The organism is Tepidibacter sp. Z1-5, from assembly GCF_037844525.1.
GTDB lineage: Bacteria > Bacillota > Clostridia > Peptostreptococcales > Peptostreptococcaceae > Tepidibacter_A.
The window spans coordinates 1-23,163 of sequence record NZ_JBBMMD010000018.1 but is presented as its reverse complement, the minus strand read 5'-3'; the positions used below and the strand labels follow the sequence as shown (position 1 = coordinate 23,163).

General features: G+C 27.5%; 19 protein-coding genes, 2 pseudogenes and 1 riboswitch. Of the genes and pseudogenes, 11 read left to right on the top strand and 10 right to left on the bottom strand.

Annotated elements, in window-relative coordinates:
* Positions 1 to 344 precede the first annotated feature (344 nt).
* Positions 345 to 2,306 (top strand): DUF2075 domain-containing protein, encoded by a 1,962-nt coding sequence (locus WJW32_RS04345; protein ID WP_340255524.1) that lies wholly within the window; start codon positions 345 to 347, stop codon positions 2,304 to 2,306.
* A 456-nt stretch (positions 2,307 to 2,762) separates the two neighbouring features.
* Complete coding sequence (locus WJW32_RS04340) at positions 2,763 to 4,082, top strand: hypothetical protein (protein ID WP_340255521.1); 1,320 nt, start codon at positions 2,763 to 2,765, stop codon at positions 4,080 to 4,082.
* Between the two features lie 147 nt (positions 4,083 to 4,229).
* Here WJW32_RS04340 and WJW32_RS04335 read toward each other — a convergent pair whose 3' ends face one another.
* Complete coding sequence (locus WJW32_RS04335; protein ID WP_340255518.1) at positions 4,230 to 5,435, bottom strand: alanyl-tRNA editing protein; 1,206 nt, start codon at positions 5,433 to 5,435, stop codon at positions 4,230 to 4,232.
* Positions 5,436 to 5,544: 109 nt separating this feature from the next.
* Between WJW32_RS04335 and WJW32_RS04330 the strand changes: the two genes are divergently transcribed.
* Positions 5,545 to 7,209 carry a ribonuclease J gene (locus tag WJW32_RS04330; RefSeq protein WP_340255515.1) on the top strand — a complete coding sequence of 555 codons (1,665 nt, stop codon included), beginning with the start codon at positions 5,545 to 5,547 and terminating at the stop codon, positions 7,207 to 7,209.
* 289 nt (positions 7,210 to 7,498) lie between these two features.
* On the opposite strand, the gene WJW32_RS04325 is transcribed toward WJW32_RS04330, so the two are convergent.
* Entirely contained in the window at positions 7,499 to 7,993 is a 495-nt protein-coding gene (locus tag WJW32_RS04325) for a GNAT family N-acetyltransferase (protein ID WP_340255513.1), read from the bottom strand.
* A 77-nt stretch (positions 7,994 to 8,070) separates the two neighbouring features.
* Here WJW32_RS04325 and WJW32_RS04320 point away from each other — a divergent pair, with 77 nt between their 5' ends.
* From WJW32_RS04320 to WJW32_RS04300, 5 genes are all read left to right on the top strand, one after another.
* Complete coding sequence (locus tag WJW32_RS04320; protein WP_340255510.1) at positions 8,071 to 9,471, top strand: LysM peptidoglycan-binding domain-containing protein; 1,401 nt, start codon at positions 8,071 to 8,073, stop codon at positions 9,469 to 9,471.
* A gap of 295 nt (positions 9,472 to 9,766) precedes the next feature.
* Positions 9,767 to 10,687 carry an aspartate carbamoyltransferase gene (pyrB, locus tag WJW32_RS04315; protein WP_340255507.1) on the top strand — a complete coding sequence of 307 codons (921 nt, stop codon included), beginning with the start codon at positions 9,767 to 9,769 and terminating at the stop codon, positions 10,685 to 10,687.
* Positions 10,680 to 11,102, top strand: a complete 423-nt coding sequence (locus tag WJW32_RS04310) for an aspartate carbamoyltransferase regulatory subunit (RefSeq protein ID WP_340255504.1) — start codon at positions 10,680 to 10,682, stop codon at positions 11,100 to 11,102. Before pyrB ends, WJW32_RS04310 begins: the two co-directional genes overlap by 8 nt.
* Positions 11,103 to 11,653: 551 nt before the next feature.
* Positions 11,654 to 12,193 carry a DUF5698 domain-containing protein gene (locus WJW32_RS04305; protein WP_340255501.1) on the top strand — a complete coding sequence of 180 codons (540 nt, stop codon included), beginning with the start codon at positions 11,654 to 11,656 and terminating at the stop codon, positions 12,191 to 12,193.
* 98 nt (positions 12,194 to 12,291) lie between these two features.
* Positions 12,292 to 12,909: a HutD family protein gene (locus tag WJW32_RS04300; RefSeq protein WP_340255498.1), complete on the top strand. Its 618-nt coding sequence runs from the start codon at positions 12,292 to 12,294 to the stop codon at positions 12,907 to 12,909.
* Between the two features lie 134 nt (positions 12,910 to 13,043).
* On the opposite strand, the gene WJW32_RS04295 is transcribed toward WJW32_RS04300, so the two are convergent.
* The 3 genes from WJW32_RS04295 to WJW32_RS04285 all read right to left on the bottom strand — a co-directional run bounded on the left by WJW32_RS04295 (position 13,044) and on the right by WJW32_RS04285 (position 15,057).
* Positions 13,044 to 13,844 carry an ABC transporter permease gene (locus WJW32_RS04295; protein ID WP_340255495.1) on the bottom strand — a complete coding sequence of 267 codons (801 nt, stop codon included), beginning with the start codon at positions 13,842 to 13,844 and terminating at the stop codon, positions 13,044 to 13,046.
* The gene (locus tag WJW32_RS04290) at positions 13,822 to 14,004 is read right to left on the bottom strand and encodes a hypothetical protein (RefSeq protein ID WP_340255492.1); all 183 of its coding nucleotides are present in this window, start codon (positions 14,002 to 14,004) and stop codon (positions 13,822 to 13,824) included. The genes WJW32_RS04295 and WJW32_RS04290 overlap by 23 nt, the downstream gene beginning before the upstream one ends.
* 117 nt (positions 14,005 to 14,121) lie before the next feature.
* Complete coding sequence (locus tag WJW32_RS04285; protein ID WP_340255489.1) at positions 14,122 to 15,057, bottom strand: LysR family transcriptional regulator; 936 nt, start codon at positions 15,055 to 15,057, stop codon at positions 14,122 to 14,124.
* 390 nt (positions 15,058 to 15,447) lie between these two features.
* Here WJW32_RS04285 and WJW32_RS04280 point away from each other — a divergent pair, with 390 nt between their 5' ends.
* The gene (locus WJW32_RS04280; RefSeq protein ID WP_340255486.1) at positions 15,448 to 16,698 is read left to right on the top strand and encodes an MFS transporter; all 1,251 of its coding nucleotides are present in this window, start codon (positions 15,448 to 15,450) and stop codon (positions 16,696 to 16,698) included.
* A 203-nt stretch (positions 16,699 to 16,901) separates the two neighbouring features.
* Here the strand turns inward: WJW32_RS04280 and WJW32_RS04275 are convergent.
* Positions 16,902 to 17,066 (bottom strand): annotated as a pseudogene (locus WJW32_RS04275) (ABC transporter permease); the annotation flags it as partial.
* Positions 17,067 to 17,164: 98 nt separating this feature from the next.
* On the opposite strand from WJW32_RS04275, the gene WJW32_RS04270 reads away from it, so the two are divergent.
* Entirely contained in the window at positions 17,165 to 17,836 is a 672-nt protein-coding gene (locus WJW32_RS04270) for a hypothetical protein (protein ID WP_340255483.1), read from the top strand.
* Between the two features lie 105 nt (positions 17,837 to 17,941).
* On the opposite strand, the gene WJW32_RS04265 is transcribed toward WJW32_RS04270, so the two are convergent.
* A complete protein-coding gene (locus tag WJW32_RS04265; RefSeq protein WP_340255527.1) occupies positions 17,942 to 18,142 on the bottom strand; it encodes a PBECR3 domain-containing polyvalent protein in 201 nt (66 codons plus the stop codon).
* 12 nt (positions 18,143 to 18,154) lie between these two features.
* The gene (locus WJW32_RS04260; RefSeq protein ID WP_340255480.1) at positions 18,155 to 18,790 is read right to left on the bottom strand and encodes an RNase H family protein; all 636 of its coding nucleotides are present in this window, start codon (positions 18,788 to 18,790) and stop codon (positions 18,155 to 18,157) included.
* Positions 18,791 to 19,838: 1,048 nt separating this feature from the next.
* Positions 19,839 to 19,923, top strand: a riboswitch (cyclic di-GMP riboswitch).
* A 558-nt stretch (positions 19,924 to 20,481) separates the two neighbouring features.
* Here WJW32_RS04260 and WJW32_RS04255 point away from each other — a divergent pair.
* Positions 20,482 to 20,967: a hypothetical protein gene (locus WJW32_RS04255; protein ID WP_340255477.1), complete on the top strand. Its 486-nt coding sequence runs from the start codon at positions 20,482 to 20,484 to the stop codon at positions 20,965 to 20,967.
* Between the two features lie 769 nt (positions 20,968 to 21,736).
* Here WJW32_RS04255 and WJW32_RS04250 read toward each other — a convergent pair.
* Positions 21,737 to 22,255 carry an ATP-binding protein gene (locus WJW32_RS04250; RefSeq protein WP_340255474.1) on the bottom strand — a complete coding sequence of 173 codons (519 nt, stop codon included), beginning with the start codon at positions 22,253 to 22,255 and terminating at the stop codon, positions 21,737 to 21,739.
* A 2-nt stretch (positions 22,256 to 22,257) separates the two neighbouring features.
* Positions 22,258 to 23,163: pseudogene (istA, locus tag WJW32_RS04245) on the bottom strand (IS21 family transposase); the annotation flags it as partial.

Sequence of the window (23,163 nt, the reverse complement as noted above, 5' to 3'; positions counted from 1 at the left end):
TAATTACCTTTGTTTCTTTTTGTCTTTTTTGAAAACAACATTAGCGGTATTTTAATGTCATTTGTTTTGGGATTAAGAGCTATAATTTTTCCAAATTAGAGATTTTATCAATTGGTATTTTATAGTGAATAAATAATTACATTTGTACGAAATTTAGGTAGCTAACATTTTAATATCTCTCATTTTTAGTTTATGTGGATGATATAGTTGAAACGGTAGCAAAACTAAATGGAAAAAATAAAATGTTCTAACAATATTATACATTAATTCATGTATAATATTTACATATAGAATTCTATAGTGATTATGATAAACAGTATAACATTATAATAATGGAGGGAAAAATGATAAATAGATCATATTATTCTAATTCTTTAAAAACATTTTTTAATCAAAGTAATGATGAAATACTAGGAACTATCACGAAAAATAATGAGTTTGTACTTGAGGATACTCAGAAAAATGCATGGATTGAACAGATAAATATATTAAAAAAGTCGTTAGCTAGTTTTAAAAGTGGTCATATTATTTTTGAATATACAATTCCTAGAATGGGAAAAAGAGTAGATAATATTTTTATATATAAGGGGGTTATATTTATACTAGAATTTAAAGTTGGAGAAACAGAATATTTTAAACATAATATAGATCAAGCCTTTGATTATGGATTAGACTTGAAAAATTTTCACGAAGCTAGTCATGATAGGTATTTAGCTCCGATTTTAGTTGCAACAAATGGAAAAATCAGAAGTAATAAAATTGGGTGCTATCAGGATAAACTTATTTATCCGTTATATTGCAATGCTGACAATTTGAGTGACATAATTTATAGAATATCGAAAAAATATTGTGATAGTAATATTGAACCAGCAGAATGGGAGGAAGCAAGATATAAACCGACCCCTACTATAGTTGAGGCTGCGCAAGCATTATATAGAGGACATAATGTTAAAGAAATTTCTCGATCTGATTCAGGAGCAATTAATTTAAGTATTACTACGGAAGGCATAAATAAGATAATTGATTATAGTAAAGAAAATAAAAGAAAGTCAATTTGTTTTATTACGGGTGTTCCTGGTGCTGGTAAAACACTTGCAGGACTAAATATAGCTTCTTCTAGACAAAAATACAATGAGGAAGAACATGCAGTATTCTTATCAGGCAATGCACCTTTGGTTGACGTACTTCAAGAAGCATTAGCAAGAGATGAAGTCAAAAGTTCTAATGGTGAAATTAAGAAAATGGAGGCCATAAGAAAAGCAAAATCGTTTATACAAATTATTCATCATTTCCGAGATGATGCACTTAAAAATACAAAAGCTCCAATCGAGAAGGTTGCAATATTTGATGAAGCTCAAAGAGCATGGAATAAACATCAGACTTCAAACTTTATGAAAAGGAAAAAGGGCGTTATTGATTTCAATATGTCTGAACCGGAATTTTTAATAGGTGTGATGGATAGACATGAAGATTGGAGTGTGATTGTATGTCTTATTGGTGGTGGCCAAGAAATTAATGTTGGCGAAGCTGGTCTTATTGAGTGGTTTAATGCTCTTAGGCAATTTCTTGGGTGGGATGTATATATATCAAGTAAAATTAAAGATAGTGAGTATGTTGGAGATAAAGATATTCGTGATTATGTTAGGAATCTTAATTATACCTTCGAAGATAACTTACATTTGGCTACTTCGGTTAGATCTTTTAGGAGTGAAAATGTATCAATTTTAATTAAATCTTTACTTGATTGTGATATTGATAAAACAAAGAAGATAAAAAAACTGATTGGAGATGATTATCCAATAAATATAACTAGAGATATTAATAAAGCTAAAGATTGGTTAAAAAACAAGGCTAGGGGTAGCGAAAGATATGGTATTATAACTAGTTCAGGAGCTCAAAGACTTAAAAAATTTGGAATAAATGTTCAATATAAAGTTGATGCTAGAATGTGGTTTCTTAATGATAAAATAGATGTAAGATCTTCTTATTTTCTTGAAGATGTTGCTACTGAGTTTGATGTTCAAGGTCTTGAACTTGATTGGACGTGTGTTGCTTGGGACGCTAATTTAAGATATAAAGTGAATGATTGGGAATATAAAAATTTTAGAGGAACTACTTGGCAAAATATTAACGATGAATCTAAAAAAGTATATTTAAAAAATACATATAGAGTACTTCTTACAAGAGCAAGACAAGGGATGATAATATTTGTTCCAGAAGGTGATGAAAAAGATGTTACAAGAAAAAAAGATTATTATGATAGAACATATGAATATTTAAGATTAATTGGATTTAGAGAAGTATGATTATAATATATAAAAGACTTTTTAAAGGTATATACTTAATAAAAGATTTAGGTTAATATAAATTCATATTATTTGGAGCTTAAAAATATAGATAAATATTGTAATTTAATTAATACATATTAGATTTTAGGTAAAGGAGAAAGGTATTTATTGAAAATGAGCTTAGAATAAGGTGGGATAAGATTTAATCTTACTAATATAGAATACTATATTTAAAACTTTCTATGGAAATGTTAGTGAATGCTTTTAGATATTTTGACTAATACGACTTAGTTTTTATCGTTTAATAATCCGTTAAGAAATTTATGTGTTTGAGCGTAGTGAGTTCATAAATTTTAGGATTATTAATAAGATAAAGGCTTAGTTGTATTCAAAATATCGTTGTATTCGCGGTATTTTCATAGATAGTTTTTTGATAACTCACAAGTTTACTAAAACTACAAGGGGGATTATCGTATGAAGTTGAGTAAGAAAAAAATATGTATAATTATAATAGATTTAATGGTATTACTTTCAATTTATTGTTCTAATAAATATTTCGATATGAAAAATGCTGTTAATGAAAATGTGTATCATAATTTAGAATATTTTAAAGAAGAACTTCAAGGTTTAAATAAAAATATATCTAGTGTTTTAACAGTTAAGGACGATTACAATAACAAAGAATTTATATCTAGAGGTGTAATTAAGAGTTATTCAAGGTGTAACTACATGGTGGAAAAAATAAAGGGTAAATTTTATATGGATGATTATGAAGATGTATATTTAGATGTAAATGAGAATATAGAAGTTATACTAAGAGATAATAATATAAATGATAAAGAAAGAGAGTATTTGACAACACTTAAAGATTATAATAACGAACTTTTAAAAGAATGTAAAAAAATAATGGGAAAGCTATATGATGAAGATACTTTTGATTATGAATATCAGAAGAAAATAGAGAAGAAAATAATTAAAACTCAAAGTGAATTTTCTAAAAAAGCAGATGAGATTTTAAATCAAGAGAAGTATAAGATTATTATAGATTATAGATCAAAAAATAAAGTTGTTGAAAATATAGAAGATGATTTTGAACAAATAAAGACTTATTGTGAAGATGTGTTTTCAAAGGTTGTATCAGAGGCTGCCCTTAATTACAATAATAAAGATGAGAATATAAACGAGTATATATTTAAAACTCATAATAAAGATAATTATCTGGAGGATAATATATATGATGATGAAACTGAATATAAATTAATGTATGATAGATATATTAAAGATGTTAAAGTATATGCTGCTAGGTATATAACAAATCAAAATAATAAAGTATATAATGAGCAGGAACTAGACAAAGCAGCTCAAAATACAGTATATAAATTTAGGGATAAAGTTCATTTGTATGATAAAGAAATAAGATATGACGAAGCATCAGAAGTAGCAAATGATATAGATGCAATAACCTATAGATATATACAAAAGAATGATGGCAAATATTTTGAAGGATGTAAGATATCTATAACTATTAATAGAAATAAAGTGATAACTGATTTTTATCTAGGAAATTCTAATAAAGATATAATTCCTCCATCTATAACTAAAAAAGATATTGAAAATAAAATAGATGGGGAAATACTAGATATTATAACTATCGTAAATCAAAAAGGAAAAGTCGAGTACGAGGTTCATATAAGAGAAAATGATATAATATATGCAGCAGTATTTGATGGATATGATGGAAGTCTCAAATCTTATGATACGGATATTAGAAATTATGGTAAGATTAAAAACTAAAGATATGACTATGGAAATATCGTTGTATTCACGGTATTTCCATAGTTAGTTTTGGATAACCCACATATCAAAGAAATAATCTCGATTTCGTTTATACGAAATTGAGGTTATTTTATTTGGAAATATTCAACACAATATAGATATTTCCTATGAATTCACAATCTTCATATAAGCATAATCAAGAGCTGACTCTATATTATTACCTTGCTTTCCACCACCTTGAGCAGAAAATTCATTTCCTCCACCTCTACCGTCGATAAGTGTAATAGCATCCTTTAATAATTCATTCATATTACAGTTTTTTATATTCTTAGACTTCATAAATAATAGGTTAGACTTATCCTCAGATTTAACTCCAAGTAAAGCTACGACATTATCAAAGGAAGTAAGTTTGGCGCCGATAAGGTTTACAGTTTTCACACTTTCATTATCGTAAATCTTCTTTATAATCTTCATTCCTTTAGTGTCTTCACAGTTTCTAAGCATATCTTCTATTTCATAATCTGCTATTTTAGACTTTAATTTATTATTTTCAGATAAAGCTTTTTTTAATTCTTTAGTTAGTTTTTCTATTTGAATTAAAGCAGCTTCTGTATCGCAAGTCAAGCTTGAGCATACTGTAGATGTAAACTCACTTTTATTAAAATAATCTTTTACAGCACGATTTCCACATAAAAACTCTATTCTTGTGCAATCCTTGTATTTTTCCCATTTAGTTATCTTTATAACTTGGACCTCAATAGTAGAACTTGGGTGAATTCCACAGCAGGCATTGACATCAATATCATCAATCTTAACTATTCTTATTGGGGCATCTACCGTTGATGGCATCTTTCTTATATTCATTTTTTTAAGCTCTGATCTAGTCGGGTATAAAAATTCTAAAGATATATTTTGAAGTATTATATCGTTTGAAAGTTTTTCGACTTTTTCTATTTCAGACTTATCAAGAAACTTTTGAATATCTACCGTACAATGGCTTTTTCCCAAATGAAATCCAACAGTAGGTGCACCAAATAATTTTACAAAAGAAGCTGATAGAATATGTTGTCCTAAATGCTGCTGCATATGGTCAAATCTTCTATCCCAATCTATTGAACATTTGACCTTGTTTTTTTTATTAGGCTTTTTATCGGCAACATGATATATATGATTATTTTCTTCATATACATAAGTTATCTTAACATCTTCTATAAATCCTGTATCACTAGGTTGCCCCCCTCCTTCTGGATAAAAGCAAGTTTTGTCTAGCTCTATATGAAATTTACCTTCTTTCTCAATTACGTCTAATGTATTTGCAGTAAAAGATTTTTGGTATTGATCTTCATAAAAAAGTTTTTCCAATATAATCACTCCTTTAGTGTATAGATATCATTGTACTATAAGTATATATATTTTTGAATAAAGATTTTCTAATAAGGAAAACTTATACTATTAAGTAATTTAAAAAGGAGGATAAGAAATGGAAAATGAAAATTGTGTAAAAGTAATTCCTTTAGGAGGACTTGGAGAGATTGGTAAAAATATTACTGCATTTGAATATGAAGATGAGATTGTAGTTGTAGACTGTGGTATAGCTTTTCCTGATGAGGACATGTATGGTGTGGATATGATAATACCAGATATAAGCTACTTGTTAAAAAATCAAGATAAGGTAAAGGGCATATTTATAACTCACGGACATGAAGATCACATAGGAGCTATACCGTATATACTAAAACAGATTAATGTTCCGCTTTACGGAACAAAGTTGACGCTTGGAATAATAGAGAACAAACTTAAAGAACACAATCTGCTGTCAAGCTGCATTCTTAATCCGGTTAATGCTTCAGATATAGTGAAGCTAAATCATTTTAAAATGGAATTTATAAGAGTTACTCATAGTATAGCAGACTCTTGTAGTATAGCTATTCATACACCTGTTGGAACTATACTTCATACAGGTGATTTTAAGATAGATTATACACCTATAGATTATCTTCCTATGGATCTAAAAAGGATTGCAGAACTTGGAAGTGAAGGTATACTTCTTCTTATGGCAGATAGTACTAATGTAGAGAGAAAAGGTCATACATTATCAGAAAAATCAATAGGAGAGACATTAACTAGAGTATTTAGTAAAGCAAGGGGAAGAGTTATAGTCGCTACATTTGCTTCTAATATACATAGAATGCAGCAAATAATAAATGCATCTATAAGATACAATAGAAAAGTAGTATTTAGTGGAAGAAGTATGGTCAATATATCTCAGGTTTCAAGAGAACTGGGATACCTTCATATACCTGATGAATATATAATAGAGGTAGATGAGATAGATGATTATGAAGATGAGAATATAACTATAATAACAACTGGAAGTCAAGGAGAACCAATGGCAGCTCTTACTAGAATAGCTTTTGATAATCACAGACAGATAAAGATAAAGCCAAATGATTTATTTATAATATCGGCATCTCCGATACCAGGTAATGATAAGCTTGTATCTAAAGTTATAAATGAATTATATAGAAAAAATGTAGAAGTTATATACAAGGACTTAGAAGATGTTCATGTATCTGGACATGCGTTCCAAGAAGAATTAAAACTTATGCATTCTTTGACTACACCTAAGTATTTTATGCCTGTTCATGGAGAGTACAGACATTTAAAGCATCATGCAAATCTTGCGAATAAACTTGGAATGAACAGAGAGAATATATTTACATTAGAAACTGGAGATGTTTTGAAACTATCAAAAGATAAAGCAGAAAAAGGTGCCAAGGTTAGAACTGGAAGTGTATTCGTAGATGGTCTAGGAGTTGGAGATGTAGGTAATATAGTTCTTAGGGATAGAAGAAATTTGGCTCAAGATGGAATGATGAATATAGTTGTTACAATAGAGAAAGAGACTCACAGTGTAATAGCAGGACCAGATATAATAAGTAGGGGATTCATATATGTTAAAGAGTCCGAGGAATTAATAAACTCTGTCAAAGAAATTGCAAAAAAAGAACTTGATAGATGCTTAGAAAACAATATAACAGAGTGGTATACACTTAAAAGAAATATGAAAAAATCAATAGAGAGATATTTATACGAAAAAACAAAGAGAAGACCTTATGTAATACCTATAATAATGGAAATTTAAGATTAATTATTAAAATTGGATTGTCGGCAAAAAATAGAGATTATTAAAATACAGCTTATGTGTTAACTATTTCAAATAAAACTAAGCATTACGTCTTATTAAATATCCTAAAAGTTCTAAACTCCCGTTGGTCAGACAACGAACTTTCTTAACGGATATTCAAACAACGTAATACAAGTTTTATATAGAAATCTTTAAATCATTCGCTAACATTTTAATAATCTCTATTTTAAAGTTTGAATTTTCAGGGATTGAATACATTTAATTAAAAAAGTTTTTATAGTAAAGGCTATTTTAGTACAATTTCATAACATATAAAAGTATCTTCTTTTCCTGCAAATTTAACTTCTCCTACTGGATTAAACCCGCATTTTCTAAATAAATTATCCATTTTATCGTTTGAAGAATGAGTATCAGTTTTTATATGGTTTATGTTTTTATCTATAGATATTTTTTTTGCAAAGTCTATCAACTTAGTACCTATTCCTCTTCTTCTGAAATTAGGATTAACAGCCATTCTATGAATAACAGCTGATTTTTGATTTGAAGACCAGTTGAGTTCATCGTATTCTTTAGCTTCGTTATAGTCAATACATATAAATCCAGCTATATCTCCGTCAATTTCTTTTATATATAAAGTGTTGTTATTTATATCATTTTCAAAGGTATTTTTATTAGGATAATTATTATCCCACTGATAGTTGCCAGATGAATTCATATCTTTTACAGTTTCTTTTATTATATTCATAACAGTATTTAAATCATTTAAAGTAGCTTTTCTCATAATATTAAACTCTCCTTGTATATTATTATGTGTAGTATAGCAAATAATAATATAGACTTGCAAGGATATAACTTGAGTTGTGCATAAAGCATACAAAATTGATAATAATAAAAATATTATTATATATAGGGGTGATTAAAATAGAATTTATTAAAAACTATAAATTGAAACAGGAAAATGGAGAGTATTTATTAGTAATATACTTAAATAATATTAATACAGAATTTGCATATGAACTAGATAAAATAAAAGAAAACAACAATGCTAAATTTATAGATCAGGTACAGGAATATATAAAAACTCAGTTTCCTAATCTTAAAATAGCTATATGTAAAGTTATGTTAGGATCTATGTTGGTTACATCATTTAGTATTCCAAATACACAAGCATTTGCAGCTACTAATGAATCTGGTATAAATCAAAGTTCTTTTATAGATTATAAGGTTCAAAGTGGAGATAGCTTATGGTCTATTTCTAATAAATTTAACGTATCTATTAATGAAATAAAATCCGTAAATAATTTAACTAGTGATACTATATATATCGATCAAAACTTGAAGATAGTATCTAATAATGTTTATGTAGTCAAATCAGGAGATACACTATATAAATTATCTCAAACTTATAATACAACTGTTGATAAAATAAAAAAAGACAACAATCTAACTTCTGACAATCTATATATAGGACAAAAACTAATAATAAATCAAGATAATAAAAGTGTTGATACCACAAAGTACATAGTGAGAAAAGGAGATACCTTATGGAAAATATCTCAAATGTTTAATGTATCAGTGGATTCTTTAAAAAGTATAAATAATCTATCTTCAAATACAATATATGAGGGTCAAACAATTTATCTTAAAGGGAAAGTAGAACCTAAAGAACCGACCATAACATATGAGACTCATAAGGTTCAAGCTGGAGAGAATACTTGGAGTATAAGCATTGACTATGGAATTCCGATGCAGGAACTGCTAGATGCAAATAATCTAACGACAAGCAGTCAGCTTAGCATAGGACAAGAATTGAGGGTCCCAGTTCACAACATACCTGTAAAAGAAACTATGGGAAGTCAGTATGGAGAATATCTCGATTGGTGGAGTGAGGCACTGTATTTAATGGCAATTAACGATATAGCTAAGATTACAGATGTAGAAACAGGAAAAACTTTTATGGTAAAAAGAACTATAGGAGCAAATCATGCTGATTGTGAACCTTTGACAAGTAATGATACTGCTATAGCAAAACAAGTTTGGGGAGGATATTCGTGGAATACTAGAGCTATTTTAGTAGAAGTAGATGGAAGAAAAATAGCAGGATCAATGACGTTTATGCCACATAGTGTACAGTATATAACTGATAATAATTTTGAGGGTCATTTTGATATACATTTTTTAAATAGTACTAGACATAAGGATGGACTGGTAGATGAGAATCATCAAGAAAAAGTTAGAATAGCAGCTGGATTAAAATAAAAGAATAAAGATGAATTTTCGTTTTAGATTAATAATAAAATATCCAAATATAACCTTATAAAATATATTGACATGCAATATTTATAATGGTACGATATTTATTAATAAAACGAATCTTTAATACTGGTCCAGAGAGGCTAGGAAGGTTGTAAATATGGATAAATTTTAAATATGCATTTAAGTGCGTATTTAGATGAGTATGTCTGTAATTATGCCTTTCTATATAGAGAGGCATTTTGTAATATACAAGAGATCTTTTAAAGTAGTCCAGAGAGGCTGTAAAGGAGGTAATATCATGTTAAAAGGAAGAAATTTAATCCAACCAAATGATTTTTCACTACAAGAGTTAGATTCAGTATTAAGTCTTGGTGAAAAAATAATTCAAAATCCAGAAAAATACGTTGATGTTTGCAAAGGGAAGTTATTATCTACATTATTTTATGAGCCATCTACTAGAACTAGGTTTAGTTTTGAAGCTGCTATGCTTAGGTTAGGTGGAAGTTTAGTAGGTTTTTCTGAGCCAGGATCATCTTCTGTATCAAAGGGAGAATCACTTGCTGACACTATAAGAACTGTTGGATGCTATGCTGATATAATAGCTATGAGACATCCAAAAGAAGGTAGTGCACATCTTGCAGCTAAACATTCAAATATACCTGTAATCAATGCAGGTGATGGAGGACATCAACATCCTACTCAAACCCTTACAGATCTTCTTACTATAAAATCTTTAAAAGGAGATTTAAACAATCTTACTATAGGACTTTGTGGAGATTTAAAGTTTGGTCGTACTGTTCACTCGTTAGTTAAGGCAATGGCAAGATATCAAAACATAAAGTTCGTATTCATATCCCCATCTGAACTTAAAATACCAGACTATATAAAAGAAGAAATAGAAGGAAACTACTATGAAACTTCAAGCTTAGAAGAAGTAATAGATAAGGTTGATATACTTTATATGACTAGAGTTCAAAGAGAAAGATTTATAAATGAAGAAGAATATCTAAGACTTAAAGACAGTTATATACTTACAAAAGACAAATTGAAAACTGCAAAAGAAGATATGCTTATACTACACCCACTTCCAAGAGTAAATGAAATATCAATTGAAGTAGATGACGATCCTAGAGCTGTGTATTTTGAACAAGCTAGATATGGTATGTTTGTTAGAATGGCTTTGATTATGAAGTTATTGGGGGTTGATTTAGATGCTTAATATAAATAGTATAAGAAAAGGAATAGTAATAGATCATATAAAGGCTGGATGTGGATATAAGATATTCAAACAATTAGGACTTCATAAGGCAGATTATTCGGTGGCACTTCTTAAGAATGTAAGCTCAAATGCAATGGAGAAAAAGGATATTATAAAAATTGAAAATGAAATAAACATAGATTTTACAGTGCTTGGGATAATAGATCCAAATATAACTGTTAATGTAATAGAAGATGAAAAAATAAAAGAAAAAATAAAGCTTTCGATTCCGAAGACAGTAAAGGGAATATTTAAATGTAAAAATCCAAGATGTATAACTACTGTTGAGAATATAGATGAAGTTGAATTTATATTAGTAAATGAGGAAAATAAGGAATATAAATGTGAATACTGCGAAAGTAGAACATCGTTGTAAAAAATAGTATATAGTAAAAATAAGGCTTATAAATATGATCATATTTATAAGTCTTTTTGTATTTAACTAATTTATATATTGATTTCTTGTGAAATGAATGATATAATAGAAAAGTTGGGTTGTTGACCTGATGAAACTGAGTAGGAGTACAAATGATTTTTAAAAATAAACTTATCGTTAATTCAAAAGTTATTATTAAGATACTTTTCATTTTAGTCTTAACATAAAACAATAATGTAAACTCATTTCTTTTTATGTTAAGAATTCTTAAAAAATTCGAATCATTAAATCCCGTTTATTCTATTATTGAATTTCCAAGATAAATTATTTAAATTACTCAAATGAAAAAATTGTATAATTAAATTTATTTGATTTTTCATATAAGAGGCTAGGTTGCTTATGTGTTGTAATATTTTCACAGAATATACATATTTAGTATGAACAAGTAAGCTTTTAACCATGAAATTTTATCAAATAACTAATTATTCACTAATATATTATTAGTTTTTTTATCTGAAAGCTAAGAAAAAAGTAAAAAAGGAGGTGTAAGGATGACAAAAGAAGTTATAATTTCACTTATTGGATTATTTCTAATAACGTCTTTTACCAATATTTTAGCAACGCTAAAATCTATATTAATATCAAAAAAAATTATGAATCCAGTTTATTTTTTGGTATTTATAGATGCGATGATTTTTGCAATGGTAGTTAATAAAGTGACTAGTTCAAAGGGAATGCATTTTACTATAGCATATGCATTAGGTAAACCTGCAGGGGTTTTTATCGGATCAAAAATTGAAGAACGATTAGCACTTGGTATTTTAGAAGTAGATTTATTCTTAAATAATAAAGATAAAATGATTGAAATAGCAGAAAAACTTAGAGCGGTAGGCTATACTGTTAATAATTTTCTTGCTGGAGGTAATAACGGAGAGGCAAGATACAAAGTTGAAGTAGTAATAAAGAGAAATGAATTTAAAGTATTTAAAAATATTTTGAATGAATGCGGTATTAGTAACCCCACTTTAAAAATAAAGAATTTAAGTAAAGTAGATGGCAAAATTACTACAACAAGTATTCAAACAAATTAATAGAAAATACAAAGGGTATATGCTTTCATTTCAAGAACTATAAATACTATTAAAGAAAGAATTTAATGAACAATTAAAAAAAGGCAGGGGAATATAGGGTGGAGAAAAATATTAAAATTATAAGAAAGAGCGAACATAATACAAGTGAGTGGTCTGGAGGGACTACTACACAGTTATGTATATATCCATATGATTCTGATTATAAAAAACTTAATTTTAAGTGGAGGTTGAGTTCTGCAAGGGTCGATGTTGATGAATCTGTATTTACTCATCTACCTAATATTAAAAGGAAAATAATGATTTTAGATGGAGAGTTACTTTTAGAACATCAGAATCATTATAGTGTAAAGCTTAAAGAATTTGAACAGGATAGTTTCTGTGGAGATTGGAAAACAAAGAGTTATGGAAGAGTTACAGATTTTAATCTGATGATGAACGGATGTGAAGGGGATTTAGAATATATATGCATTGAGGAGTGTAGCTCAAAAAAAATAATATTTGAGAATAATCAAAGGGGCTATGATTACGTAGTGGATGTTTTGTATGTAATCAGTGGAGGTATAGATATATATATGAATTCACAAGAGACACTTCAAGAAGGTGACTTAATTCTAAATTATATTGAAAGAAATGAAGAATCTAAAGAATTAAAGCTTATTAATAAATCAAATACAGAAGTAAAAATTATTAGAAGTACTATATATTTCAATGATTAGACTAGAAACTACCTGATTTTTCCTATTGTTATATGGATTATTGATAAAATAAAGAAGAGAAAATCAATTAAAGCAGAAAATTATAATCCTATATCTAAAAATGATTAAGTGATTTTTAGATATAGGATTAAGTTTTATCTAGCTTTATATTTTTTCTCAATAATATTAACTATTTGGTACATCAAAAGAGCACATATAGCAAGAACGAATACACCCATCATAACAAGATCTAGCTTAAATACCTGACCACCATAAACAATCAAATAACCTATACCATATCGAGATACCAAGAATTCTCCAACTATAACTCCAACCCAGGACATACCTATATTGATCTTAACTATATTTATTATATTTCCTACATTAGAAGGAAGAATAAGCTTTGTGAGTATTTGATATTTAGTTGCGCCAAAGCTCTTTAGCATTTTTATCTTTTCTTCTTCAACGGTTATAAAGTAATTATAAGCTGAAAGTATTGTAACTACTATTGATATAGTAAGAGCTATAACTACTATACCAGTAATTCCCGCTCCAGCCCATATTATAAGGATAGGAGCAAGAGCTGTCTTTGGAAGCGCATTTAATACAACTAAAAATGGATCTAATATTTTAGCTAAAGTTTCATCCCACCAAAGGATTATAGCTATTATTATGCCTCCTACAGTTCCAAATACAAATCCCAAAACTGTTTCGTATACAGATATTCCTACATGTTTAAATATTTCTCCATTTGAAGAATATTTTATGAATAATTTAAATATATCAGATGGCTTACTAGTTAAAAATACATCTATAAGATTAAAGTTAGCTGCCATTTCCCAGATTAGCACAAATAGTATAAGCACTGATATTTGGTAGAATATAATTTTTCTTTTATTTGATTTAACTGATTTTAGATAAGTTGTGTATTCACTAGAGTAGTTTGTCTTTTCCATCTATATCAAGCTCCTTCCATATAGTATTGAAATAATCTTTAAATTCAGGAGCTTCTCTTGACAAAAGTGGTGTTTTGGTTCCTTCTACTGTAAGATTTATTTCATGGATGGTTTTTATTGTTGCTGGGCGTTTCGAGAGAACGGCTATTTTGTTTGCCATGGATATAGCTTCTTCAATGTCATTTAAATAGCAAAAAAGTTAAAATTAAAATATTGTTTTGGTATAAGTATGTAAAAAATAAGCCCCACTCAAAATATTTTGAATGTGGCTTATTTTCTAGTCATTAATGTATAATTCTAATATATCTAAAAAATCTAAGGCAATAGGGGAAAGGCTACTTTTAGAAGGTTTTATATATCCAAACTCAAAATAAATATCTTCATCCATATCAATCTGTTTAAAAGTACCTTTTAAAGGACTAAAGAAGTTAGACGTAGAAGTCATAGTAGAGAAAATCATTTTAAAAGATATAGCATTTAATTCATTCAAAGTAAGCATCAAAGAATGATAATTATTTACTTGTATTTTTTGCTTAAATTCATCAAACTTTATCTTGGATAGAAGAGAAGAATATAAAAACTCTTTAACAGTAAAATTAAGAATTACTAATGGAAAATTAGTAAGTTCATCAAGTGTGACACAATCTTTATTTGATAGAGGATGATTTTCTGACATACATGCATACAATTTAGTATTTGATAGATGAACAAATTCTAATCCATTTAAATTTAATACATTATTAATTGTTTTTTTTTGAGAGGAATCAATAGATATAAAACCTATATCTGAATATCCTGAACTTACATCATTTACTATTTCTGAAAAACTTGTTTGTTTTATTTTAAAGTTTATATTGTTATTATTATTTTTTTTATATAAATCCATTAAAGCATAGAATGCTTGTGAATTATATTGGGATGAAAGAGATAGGTTTAATATAGTGTCACTAATATTTTTATTGTTATCAGATAAATTGGTTATAGCATCAAATGATGATTTTATAGATTTCGCATGCTCTAAAAACTGAGCTCCTTTTCTAGTTAATTCAATTCCTTTATTTGTTCTATTAAATATTTTGAAACCTACTACATTCTCTAAAGACTTTATAGAAAAACTCAAATTGGGTTGAGTCATTAATAATGATTTTGCAGCTTTGTTTATTGACCCTAATCTAACAATTTCTAATATATAATGTACATGCTCTAATTTCATAAAAGACTCCTATAAGTATTTTGATTTTTTTATATTATATCATAAAAAATATGCTTTGTTATAAAAAAAAATTATAACAACTTATATAAAATTAAGATTATTTAAAGAATAACAAAAATCTTATAATAAAGTTAAATAATAGTTACGATGGAGGGACAGATATGAACTTATGAGAAGAAATTGAAAGTGTTGAAAACGATATCATAAAATGGAGAAGAGAATGACTGTGGAGCTAAGGTTATGATTGATCAAGGAGTTGGAGGTCATGCGTCTGCACCTGAAGATTGTATTGACCCAATAATTATGGCTACACAAGTCATAAATAATATATATAATATGATAGCTAGAGAAAAATGAAAAATAGTATTCTAGTGAGGGAGAGAAAAGACAATGAAGAATAATCAAAATAAGTTTTATGGATGGAAGATAGCGATTGTAGGATTTATGTTAATGAGTACAACATATGCAATAGTAATGAACTGTGCAGGTTTATTTGTAAAGCCGATATCAGACTCATTAAATGCATCTAGATCACAAGTATCTTTATTACCTGCTATAATTACATTGGCATTTGCACTAAGTGCACCTTTTGTATCAAAGGCTATAAATAAATATGGTATAAAATCAATAATGGCACTAGGTTCTTTATTGATAGGTGGTGGATTAGTTGGATATTCTTTAGCTTCTAATATATATATATTGTATGTGGAATCTATATTAGTAGGAATAGGATTAGCATTTTCCACTTTAATACCTATAAATATGTTAATAAATAACTGGTTTATAGAAAAAAAAGGACAAATTACAGGAATAATATTTGCAGGGAGCGGAGTAGGAGGATTTTTATTTACTCAAGTTACAATATATATGCTAAATAATTACACATGGAATAAAGCTTATTTAGTTTTAGGTATAGTTTCGTTAGTATTAACATTACCTCTTATTTTAGTGCTAGTGAAAAAATCTCCTGATGAAGTAAATCAAAAACCTTATGGTTATAAAGAGATACAAGGAAATATTAACGCTGAAGAAGTAAGTGGGTATATGTTAAAGGATATAAAAAAGAGTGTTACATTTAAGACTATAGCACTATCTTGCTTTTTAATAAACTTAATTATCCTGGGTATAGTAACACATTTTCCATCACATTTATTAGATTTAGGTTATGATACTTCATTTGTAGCTAATGCAAGTTCTATATATTTATTATCAGTTATAGTTGCTAAGGTTTTACTTGGTTCTATATTTGATAAACTTGGTGGAAAGAAAGGTTTCTTAATAGGAACAAGTTCATTTATATTAGGATCTTTAGCTATGATATTTGCATCATTTAAAATAGTGGCAATAGCATTTGGTGTTTTATTTGCAATAGGAGCTGGTATGGCAACTGTTTCAATACCGTTTTTAGTAGGTGATATATTTGGCAAGAAAGATTATGCAGCTATATTTGGATTATTAACTTTACTTGGAACATTAGGTGCAGTTTTAGGAGCTCCTATATCAGGGATTATATATGATAAGTTTGGAAGTTATAATGGAGCATGGGTTTTATATATAGTACTATCTATTATAATGTGTGGCCTAGTCTTTTCTTCATATAAATCAGCTGAAAATATAAAAATTAATAGGGATGTGGCTTAAGCCATAAAATAAATATTTAAGCTAATAAAATAAGGAACTAAAAAATGAGCCTATATCTAAATATTACAAGTGATTTTTAGATATAGGCTTAAGTCTTATTTAGCTTTATATCTTTTTTCAATTATATTAACTATTTGATACATCAAAAGAGCACATATTGCAAGAACAAATACCCCCATCATAACAAGGTTTAGCTTAAATACTTAACCGCCGTAAACTATCAAATATCCTATTCCATATCTTGATACTAAAAACTCCCCAATTATAACACCAACCAAAGACATACCTATATTAATCTTAACTATATTTATAATATTTCCTACATTAGAAGGAAGAATAAGCTTGGTTAGTATTTGATATTTCGTTGCACCAAAGCTTTTTAGCTATTATTATCCCGCCTAAAGTTCCGAATACGAATCCTAAAACATTTTCATATATATCAAGTTGTTTACATATTAATAAAGATATGACATATTTTCCACTCACATGGAAATTTGCACATGATACATTTGGATGGGAATATGTTTGGGATAAATCAAAAGGACTTATAATAAAATCTAATAACCCACAGGTAAAAACAGTAAATCTTCCTAAATATGCAGGTGAAAATAATGTTGCGGTATTTGATGGTTATTATTATTTTGTAGAGACTGTAAATAAGACAAATAAAGTGTATAGAGCTAAGGATAGTAATATATCTAATAAAGAATTAGTGTATTCCTATGAAATAGATACAAACTATGGGTTTAATAATAGTTTGACATTTTATAAAGCAGATAAAACTCTCTGGTTTTATTATCATTCTGGAGGAGCTGTAATGGGTCGAGATGTATATTGTAAGGTAAATGATGAGGGGAAAGCTACAGTAGAAGAGAGTGGTTATCTTGATTTTAAAAATACTTCAAATGGTACTCTTAAGATGTATCAAGGACCTCCTCCAAATGGAGCTAATTTTTTTCTTTCATCAAAAGAAGGAGGTATAGATAAAGAAAAAAGTATAGGAAATCCAAATCTTATATATAGATGGAACATACAAGAGGGGTATAATTCTGATAAATCTACTACAGTAATAAATGATAAGGTTTATTATGTAAAAGATGGCAGGGCGGCGTATCCTGCATCTCTGATTACTACCTGAGTAGCGTGTTGGGAGCTATTTCCAACTTCAAATTTAATTAATAATAGTTTATGTTGTTATATATATTAATTATACATATAAAAGTAGCTTTTTTTCAAGTTAACATCATAGTTTTTTAAATCTTCCACTATTAACTCTGTTATCAATTTTAGATTGATGTATAGGATACATAGAAGCTACGTATATATAATTTTCTTTTATGTCGAGTTCTGTGGCTACTAATATATTATCATTTATCTTTTTTATAAACTCTATACTCGTATCAACTTTTTTAGGATGAGTACCTATATATTCAGGTTCATTTATAACTTTCTTTATTTAAAGTTTCATTAAGCCTTCATCCAGCATTTTTCTTAAATCAGAGTTTATCAACTTCCATAGTTTTTCATTCTCAGATTCTCTTCCATCTAATTCATTCATACCTATATTCGTCAATAGGTCGGATTTATGATTTTCCAACTGTAAATCAATATATTGATTTCTTGTTACATGTTGTTTAGTAGGATTATTCTTTAAGAATTTAGCATATCCTTTATCCACATGGGCAGGCAAATGTAGTTTTACATGACCTGACAAGTGATAGAATGTAATGTCTTCAAATTTTTGAATTTGCTCTATTAAATCTTTCCATCTATCTTGATTTAATACAGGCTCTTTTTTAGATGTATTCCATCCATTAACAAGCCACTTAGAGTACCATTTATCTCTACAACAGTTTACTGTATATGCACTATCACTGTAGATTTCAACTGGAATATTAAATTTCTTTAAGCATTTTAAACCTTCTGTAACAGCTTGAATTTCTGCCATATTATTAGTTCCATTTGGAATAGGTAAATATCCATTTTTAACATGGTTTTTATATTTCATTCTGTATCCTAAAGAGGCTCTTGCATTGTTTGATCCATTGTCACGACTTCCACCATCTGTAAAAATCATTATTTTGTTATTCATATAATCACTCCCACTTTGCAAACCTATTTATAAATAAAAACACTTTTGTATAATTATATAATAATTAATATTTTAATTATAACATATTTATCCTTTTTAGGATTTATTTACAAATTTAATTTTGCCATAACATGACTTTTTTAATGACATTTTCAACCTCTCAACCTACTGGAAACACTACATCTTAACTTTGAGCGTTTTTGATTTTTAGCCAATTTAATTAGTTTTTATTTGTGTTGATTTGAAATGATAAAAAGTAATTTTCGAAAAATAATTCAATTCTAATCAAATATAAAGCCTTTTATAACTTTTAAAAATCTTCTTCGTCAATTTCTTTAATTATATAATTTTCTATATTATGACGAAATGTTTTTAAATTCACACATTGGTTTTGCAAAGTTATTAATTCAGTATTGTGATTACCACTTAGAGTATCAGCTATAATTAATTCATTTTGAATAGAATTTTCTCCCTTTTTATCACTAGAAACACTACACAATCTTTTAAATAATCTTTGGTATTTTTTATATGCTTTATTATCCCAGGGGCTGCATAAACTTGACCTATGTAATTACAGTCAGCTAAACTAGAAATATCTTCATTTATAAAGCCAACAAGTATATATTTAGAGAAATCTGATGTCGTTAAATATATGTACTTTCTAAAATATAATACAAATATTATAATATATAAATTATGAAATATCCAATATGTAAATTAAGTAATCTTTAAACTTAGGAGGTTCTCTCGATTAAAACAATATTTTTTGTATTTTACTGTAAAGATTATACATATATATGTTTTATCATAGTAAATATTATGGATAAAAAAGTTATCGTGTCGACTATTGGATATAGCGTCTGGTATATCCTATAAATGGAAATAAGGTATAGTAAAAAAATATAAACTATATGTTGAATTTTAATATTTAACATATGATTTATATATAGAAATTAGATATAAGAATAAAATATACAAATGTTAAAAGATGTAGGATTCTGGTTAAATTTATGATATTATAAAATCATTAAATTATAGAGAATATTGCTAATATTTAGGAAAATCATGATATACGAATTAAATTTGGGCACCTAGTTCGTATGGAGTTAGTGGTGCAACCGACCTGATAAAAAGAAACTGTTTATAGTTTTTATATCGGGGATTTTTGCGTTAAATAAAAGATATATTTAAAAGCGGTAAGAGCACTATTATTATATAGTTATATAGGTTTGGGTTGATGGAAAAGAAATGAATAGAATAATTCTATAGAGAAAAATAGTTTAATGAGTAATTGTCTATGAAATTTGAGGATATTAAATATAATGTTATCGAGTAGTAACAGAAACTAATAAGGAGTTTCTGTTAAGGCTCTAATATAAAAAGGAGGAATGACGTTTGGGATTAGGACTTTTATATTTCTTTTTATTATTTTGCATAGGACTAATAGCAACTATATTTTTTTGTGTCATTAGTTTCAAAAAAAAAGAAAAAAAATATATAATACTAGCTTTAATAAGTTTATTACCATGTCTATTGTTCATATGGATTTTTTATGGATTAATACATTATCAACCCTAACGTAAAAAAATACTTTATTTGGAATAACTTTTTTTACAATATATTCTTAAGGAATGAATTTTATTTAGTTTTGGAGTTCAAAGCAATAAAAAAATAAGAAGGGAGATTACATTTTGTGGAAAAATAAAGTCTTTAACTGTATAAGAAGTATCTTTATAACTTTGGTTTTTTTAGTATTTAGTACAGTTTCTAATCCCGAACCTATCTATTTCTTAGCACCTACAGAAACAGAAATAGAACTATCTGAAGAAGGTACATATGTATTGTACCAAGAGTATAAAAGTGATTATGAAGGTAAGTATGTAGAATATCCTCAAATAAAGATGACTGATTTAAAATTCAAAGTTTTTGATGGTTCAATGAATGAAGTTTCAGTAAGAGAATATATAAGAGGAAAAGAGCATAGATATCTTAAAACGAAAAGTATTTTAGCCTTTGATATAAAAAAAGAAGGAAGATATAAATTTGTTGTTGATTTAAATACTAATGTTGTATTATTTTTAAAAAAAGAGAAAGAAATTAATTACATGTTTTATATAGTTGCATGCATTATCTCAATATGTGCTTACTTTATTGCTAAAAAGCGTGAAGATATATAAGTATTTAGAACTATTGTTAATAAGTATAAGAACTTATTGCCTAATAAGCATCCTAATTATCTTGGAAAAATCTGAATGAATTTTGTATCATAGTTTTATAGGAGTAAGTTCAATTTAAGGAAAAATATTATTATGAAGAATTAAAAAAATATAGTAAATGAAGCTTTAGAAACAAGGAGTAATGTATTAGTTGCTAGAAAAAACAGCTTAGTTCCTGGGACTGTTAGTAGATAGGTAAGAGAAATTAAAAGTAATAAAAATTTTGGTTATAATTCTTTTATTGTAATATTACTTGAGAATAAATTTTCAAATAAACTAGGACGGCAAATAGTCTTCGTATTTTATGCTATCATAGCAACTCATTGTTATATAAAGGATAAAAATATAAACGATGAAAGGTTGTAGTGCTAATAATGAAAAAAATAATTTTTAGTTTGATGATAATAATTTTAGCTGTATTCAAAGTATTTTGTTTTATGTTTTTTTTGAATGAAGATAAAATTAAGGAACAAGCACAAGGCTATTTAGAGAAAAAATATCAAGAAGAATTTACTGTAGATTTGGCAAGATATATATGGGATGGGGATTATCAACTTACGGTTCATCCTAAAAATAATAAAAAAGTACAATTTTATTTAGATTTAAATAAAAATTCTTCACAAATAAATTATATAGAAGATGATTATCCAGAAAAACTTTGGATATCACAAGCAAATGAATTTTTAGACCATAGATTTAAACAAATATTTGATAATTATAGATATAGTTTTCATATTAGCATATNAACTATTAGCAATCTATATTTAGCAAAATGCTTAAGTCTAGCATCTAGTCTATTTTCAAGCTTCGCTTTTTTTAGTTGCTGTAGTAAATCATGACACTTAATAAAATAGGTACTATATCTCTTCTTTGCGGCAGCAATCCCTATAGAAGTTGCTAAGTGAGTCTTTCCAACACCACTTGAACCTAGAAATACAAGATTTTCTTTTTGTTCTAAGAAGCGAAGCGTTTGAAAATCTAGAATTTGTTGTTTATTAATACTTGGTTGAAATTCAAAATCAAAATCCTTCAATTCTTTCTGATGAGGAAAAGCTCCTACTTTTACCATTGAACGAATCATATTAGCTTCTTTAAAGTCAATTTCATGTGTTGTTAGCTTGTTGAGTCCCTCTATAAAGGATAGATTGTTAGAATTTATAAAGTTTATTACTTCATCAAGGTGTGTAATCATTTGCTTTAATTTCAAATACTCTAGGTTATTTATTAACTGTGTGTATGAACTAGTCATTTTTATATACCTCTCCTATCATATGTAAGTTATTTTTTGCTATTTCTCTTATTTCACCAATAGATTTTTTTAATGTCAAAGAGCTAATTTCTACATAATGATCAGGATGATAGTTAAGTATTTGATTTTTCATCTTATGTATAGTAATCAAATTTGTGTTATAATAAATATGTATTTGATCATCGTATATTTGTAGTTTTAGTCTCTTGTTAATATACTCTGGTGGGACAGAGTATTGTTTTGATTTGTAATTAATCATACTTTGAGGATTTACAGTTACAGATATCGATTTGATTGTATAAAGGTTTCTTATTTGTGTTCTAGGTAGAGCACATAAGAAATCTTTTTCTTTTTTTAGATGTAAAATCGGTATTTTTCCTGTTGAAGTATGACAAGTGTTATTGATTCTATTATTTAGTCTTGTTACTAATTGATTTAATTCACTATAATCTAACATTCCGTTATATGCACGGATTTCATCCAATAGCTTCATAGGAGCTTCTACTTTAGCTTTTGTATTAGGCCTTCCTGCAATACATGGTCTGACTTTAAAATTATAATCATCTGCAAATTGTTGAAACCTAGTATTTACCTTACCTTTAGAATTATTAGTTCTTGCAACATCCATAACTGTCTTCATATTATCAGTTAGCAATTCCTTCGGAACACCTCCAAATGTTTCAAATGCCTCATTTAAGAAGGAAAATAGTACATCCTGTTCTTTGCTAAGAGATAGTCTGTATACTCTAAATCTTGAGTAAGATAGTATAATCACAAAGATATTAATTTTAATTACTTCTCCGTTACTTAAAACAAATTCCATATTTTCTTTCCAATCTAATTGAGCTTGATGGCCAATAGCAGTTTCATATCTCATAGGGGCTATGCTCGAAGAATAATTTTTTCGT

Excerpts from the sequence above, each read along its gene's own strand:
- WJW32_RS04345 (WP_340255524.1), top strand. The coding sequence starts at position 345 with ATGATAAATAGATCATATTATTCTAATTCTTTAAAAACATTTTTTAAT.
- WJW32_RS04340 (WP_340255521.1), top strand. The coding sequence starts at position 2,763 with ATGAAGTTGAGTAAGAAAAAAATATGTATAATTATAATAGATTTAATG.
- WJW32_RS04330 (WP_340255515.1), top strand. The coding sequence starts at position 5,545 with ATGGAAAATGAAAATTGTGTAAAAGTAATTCCTTTAGGAGGACTTGGA.
- WJW32_RS04325 (WP_340255513.1), bottom strand. The coding sequence starts at position 7,993 with ATGAGAAAAGCTACTTTAAATGATTTAAATACTGTTATGAATATAATA.
- pyrB (WP_340255507.1), top strand. The coding sequence starts at position 9,767 with ATGTTAAAAGGAAGAAATTTAATCCAACCAAATGATTTTTCACTACAA.
- WJW32_RS04310 (WP_340255504.1), top strand. The coding sequence starts at position 10,680 with ATGCTTAATATAAATAGTATAAGAAAAGGAATAGTAATAGATCATATA.
- WJW32_RS04305 (WP_340255501.1), top strand. The coding sequence starts at position 11,654 with ATGACAAAAGAAGTTATAATTTCACTTATTGGATTATTTCTAATAACG.
- WJW32_RS04295 (WP_340255495.1), bottom strand. The coding sequence starts at position 13,844 with ATGGAAAAGACAAACTACTCTAGTGAATACACAACTTATCTAAAATCA.
- WJW32_RS04290 (WP_340255492.1), bottom strand. The coding sequence starts at position 14,004 with ATGGCAAACAAAATAGCCGTTCTCTCGAAACGCCCAGCAACAATAAAA.
- WJW32_RS04285 (WP_340255489.1), bottom strand. The coding sequence starts at position 15,057 with ATGAAATTAGAGCATGTACATTATATATTAGAAATTGTTAGATTAGGG.
- WJW32_RS04280 (WP_340255486.1), top strand. The coding sequence starts at position 15,448 with ATGAAGAATAATCAAAATAAGTTTTATGGATGGAAGATAGCGATTGTA.
- WJW32_RS04270 (WP_340255483.1), top strand. The coding sequence starts at position 17,165 with ATGACATATTTTCCACTCACATGGAAATTTGCACATGATACATTTGGA.
- WJW32_RS04260 (WP_340255480.1), bottom strand. The coding sequence starts at position 18,790 with ATGAATAACAAAATAATGATTTTTACAGATGGTGGAAGTCGTGACAAT.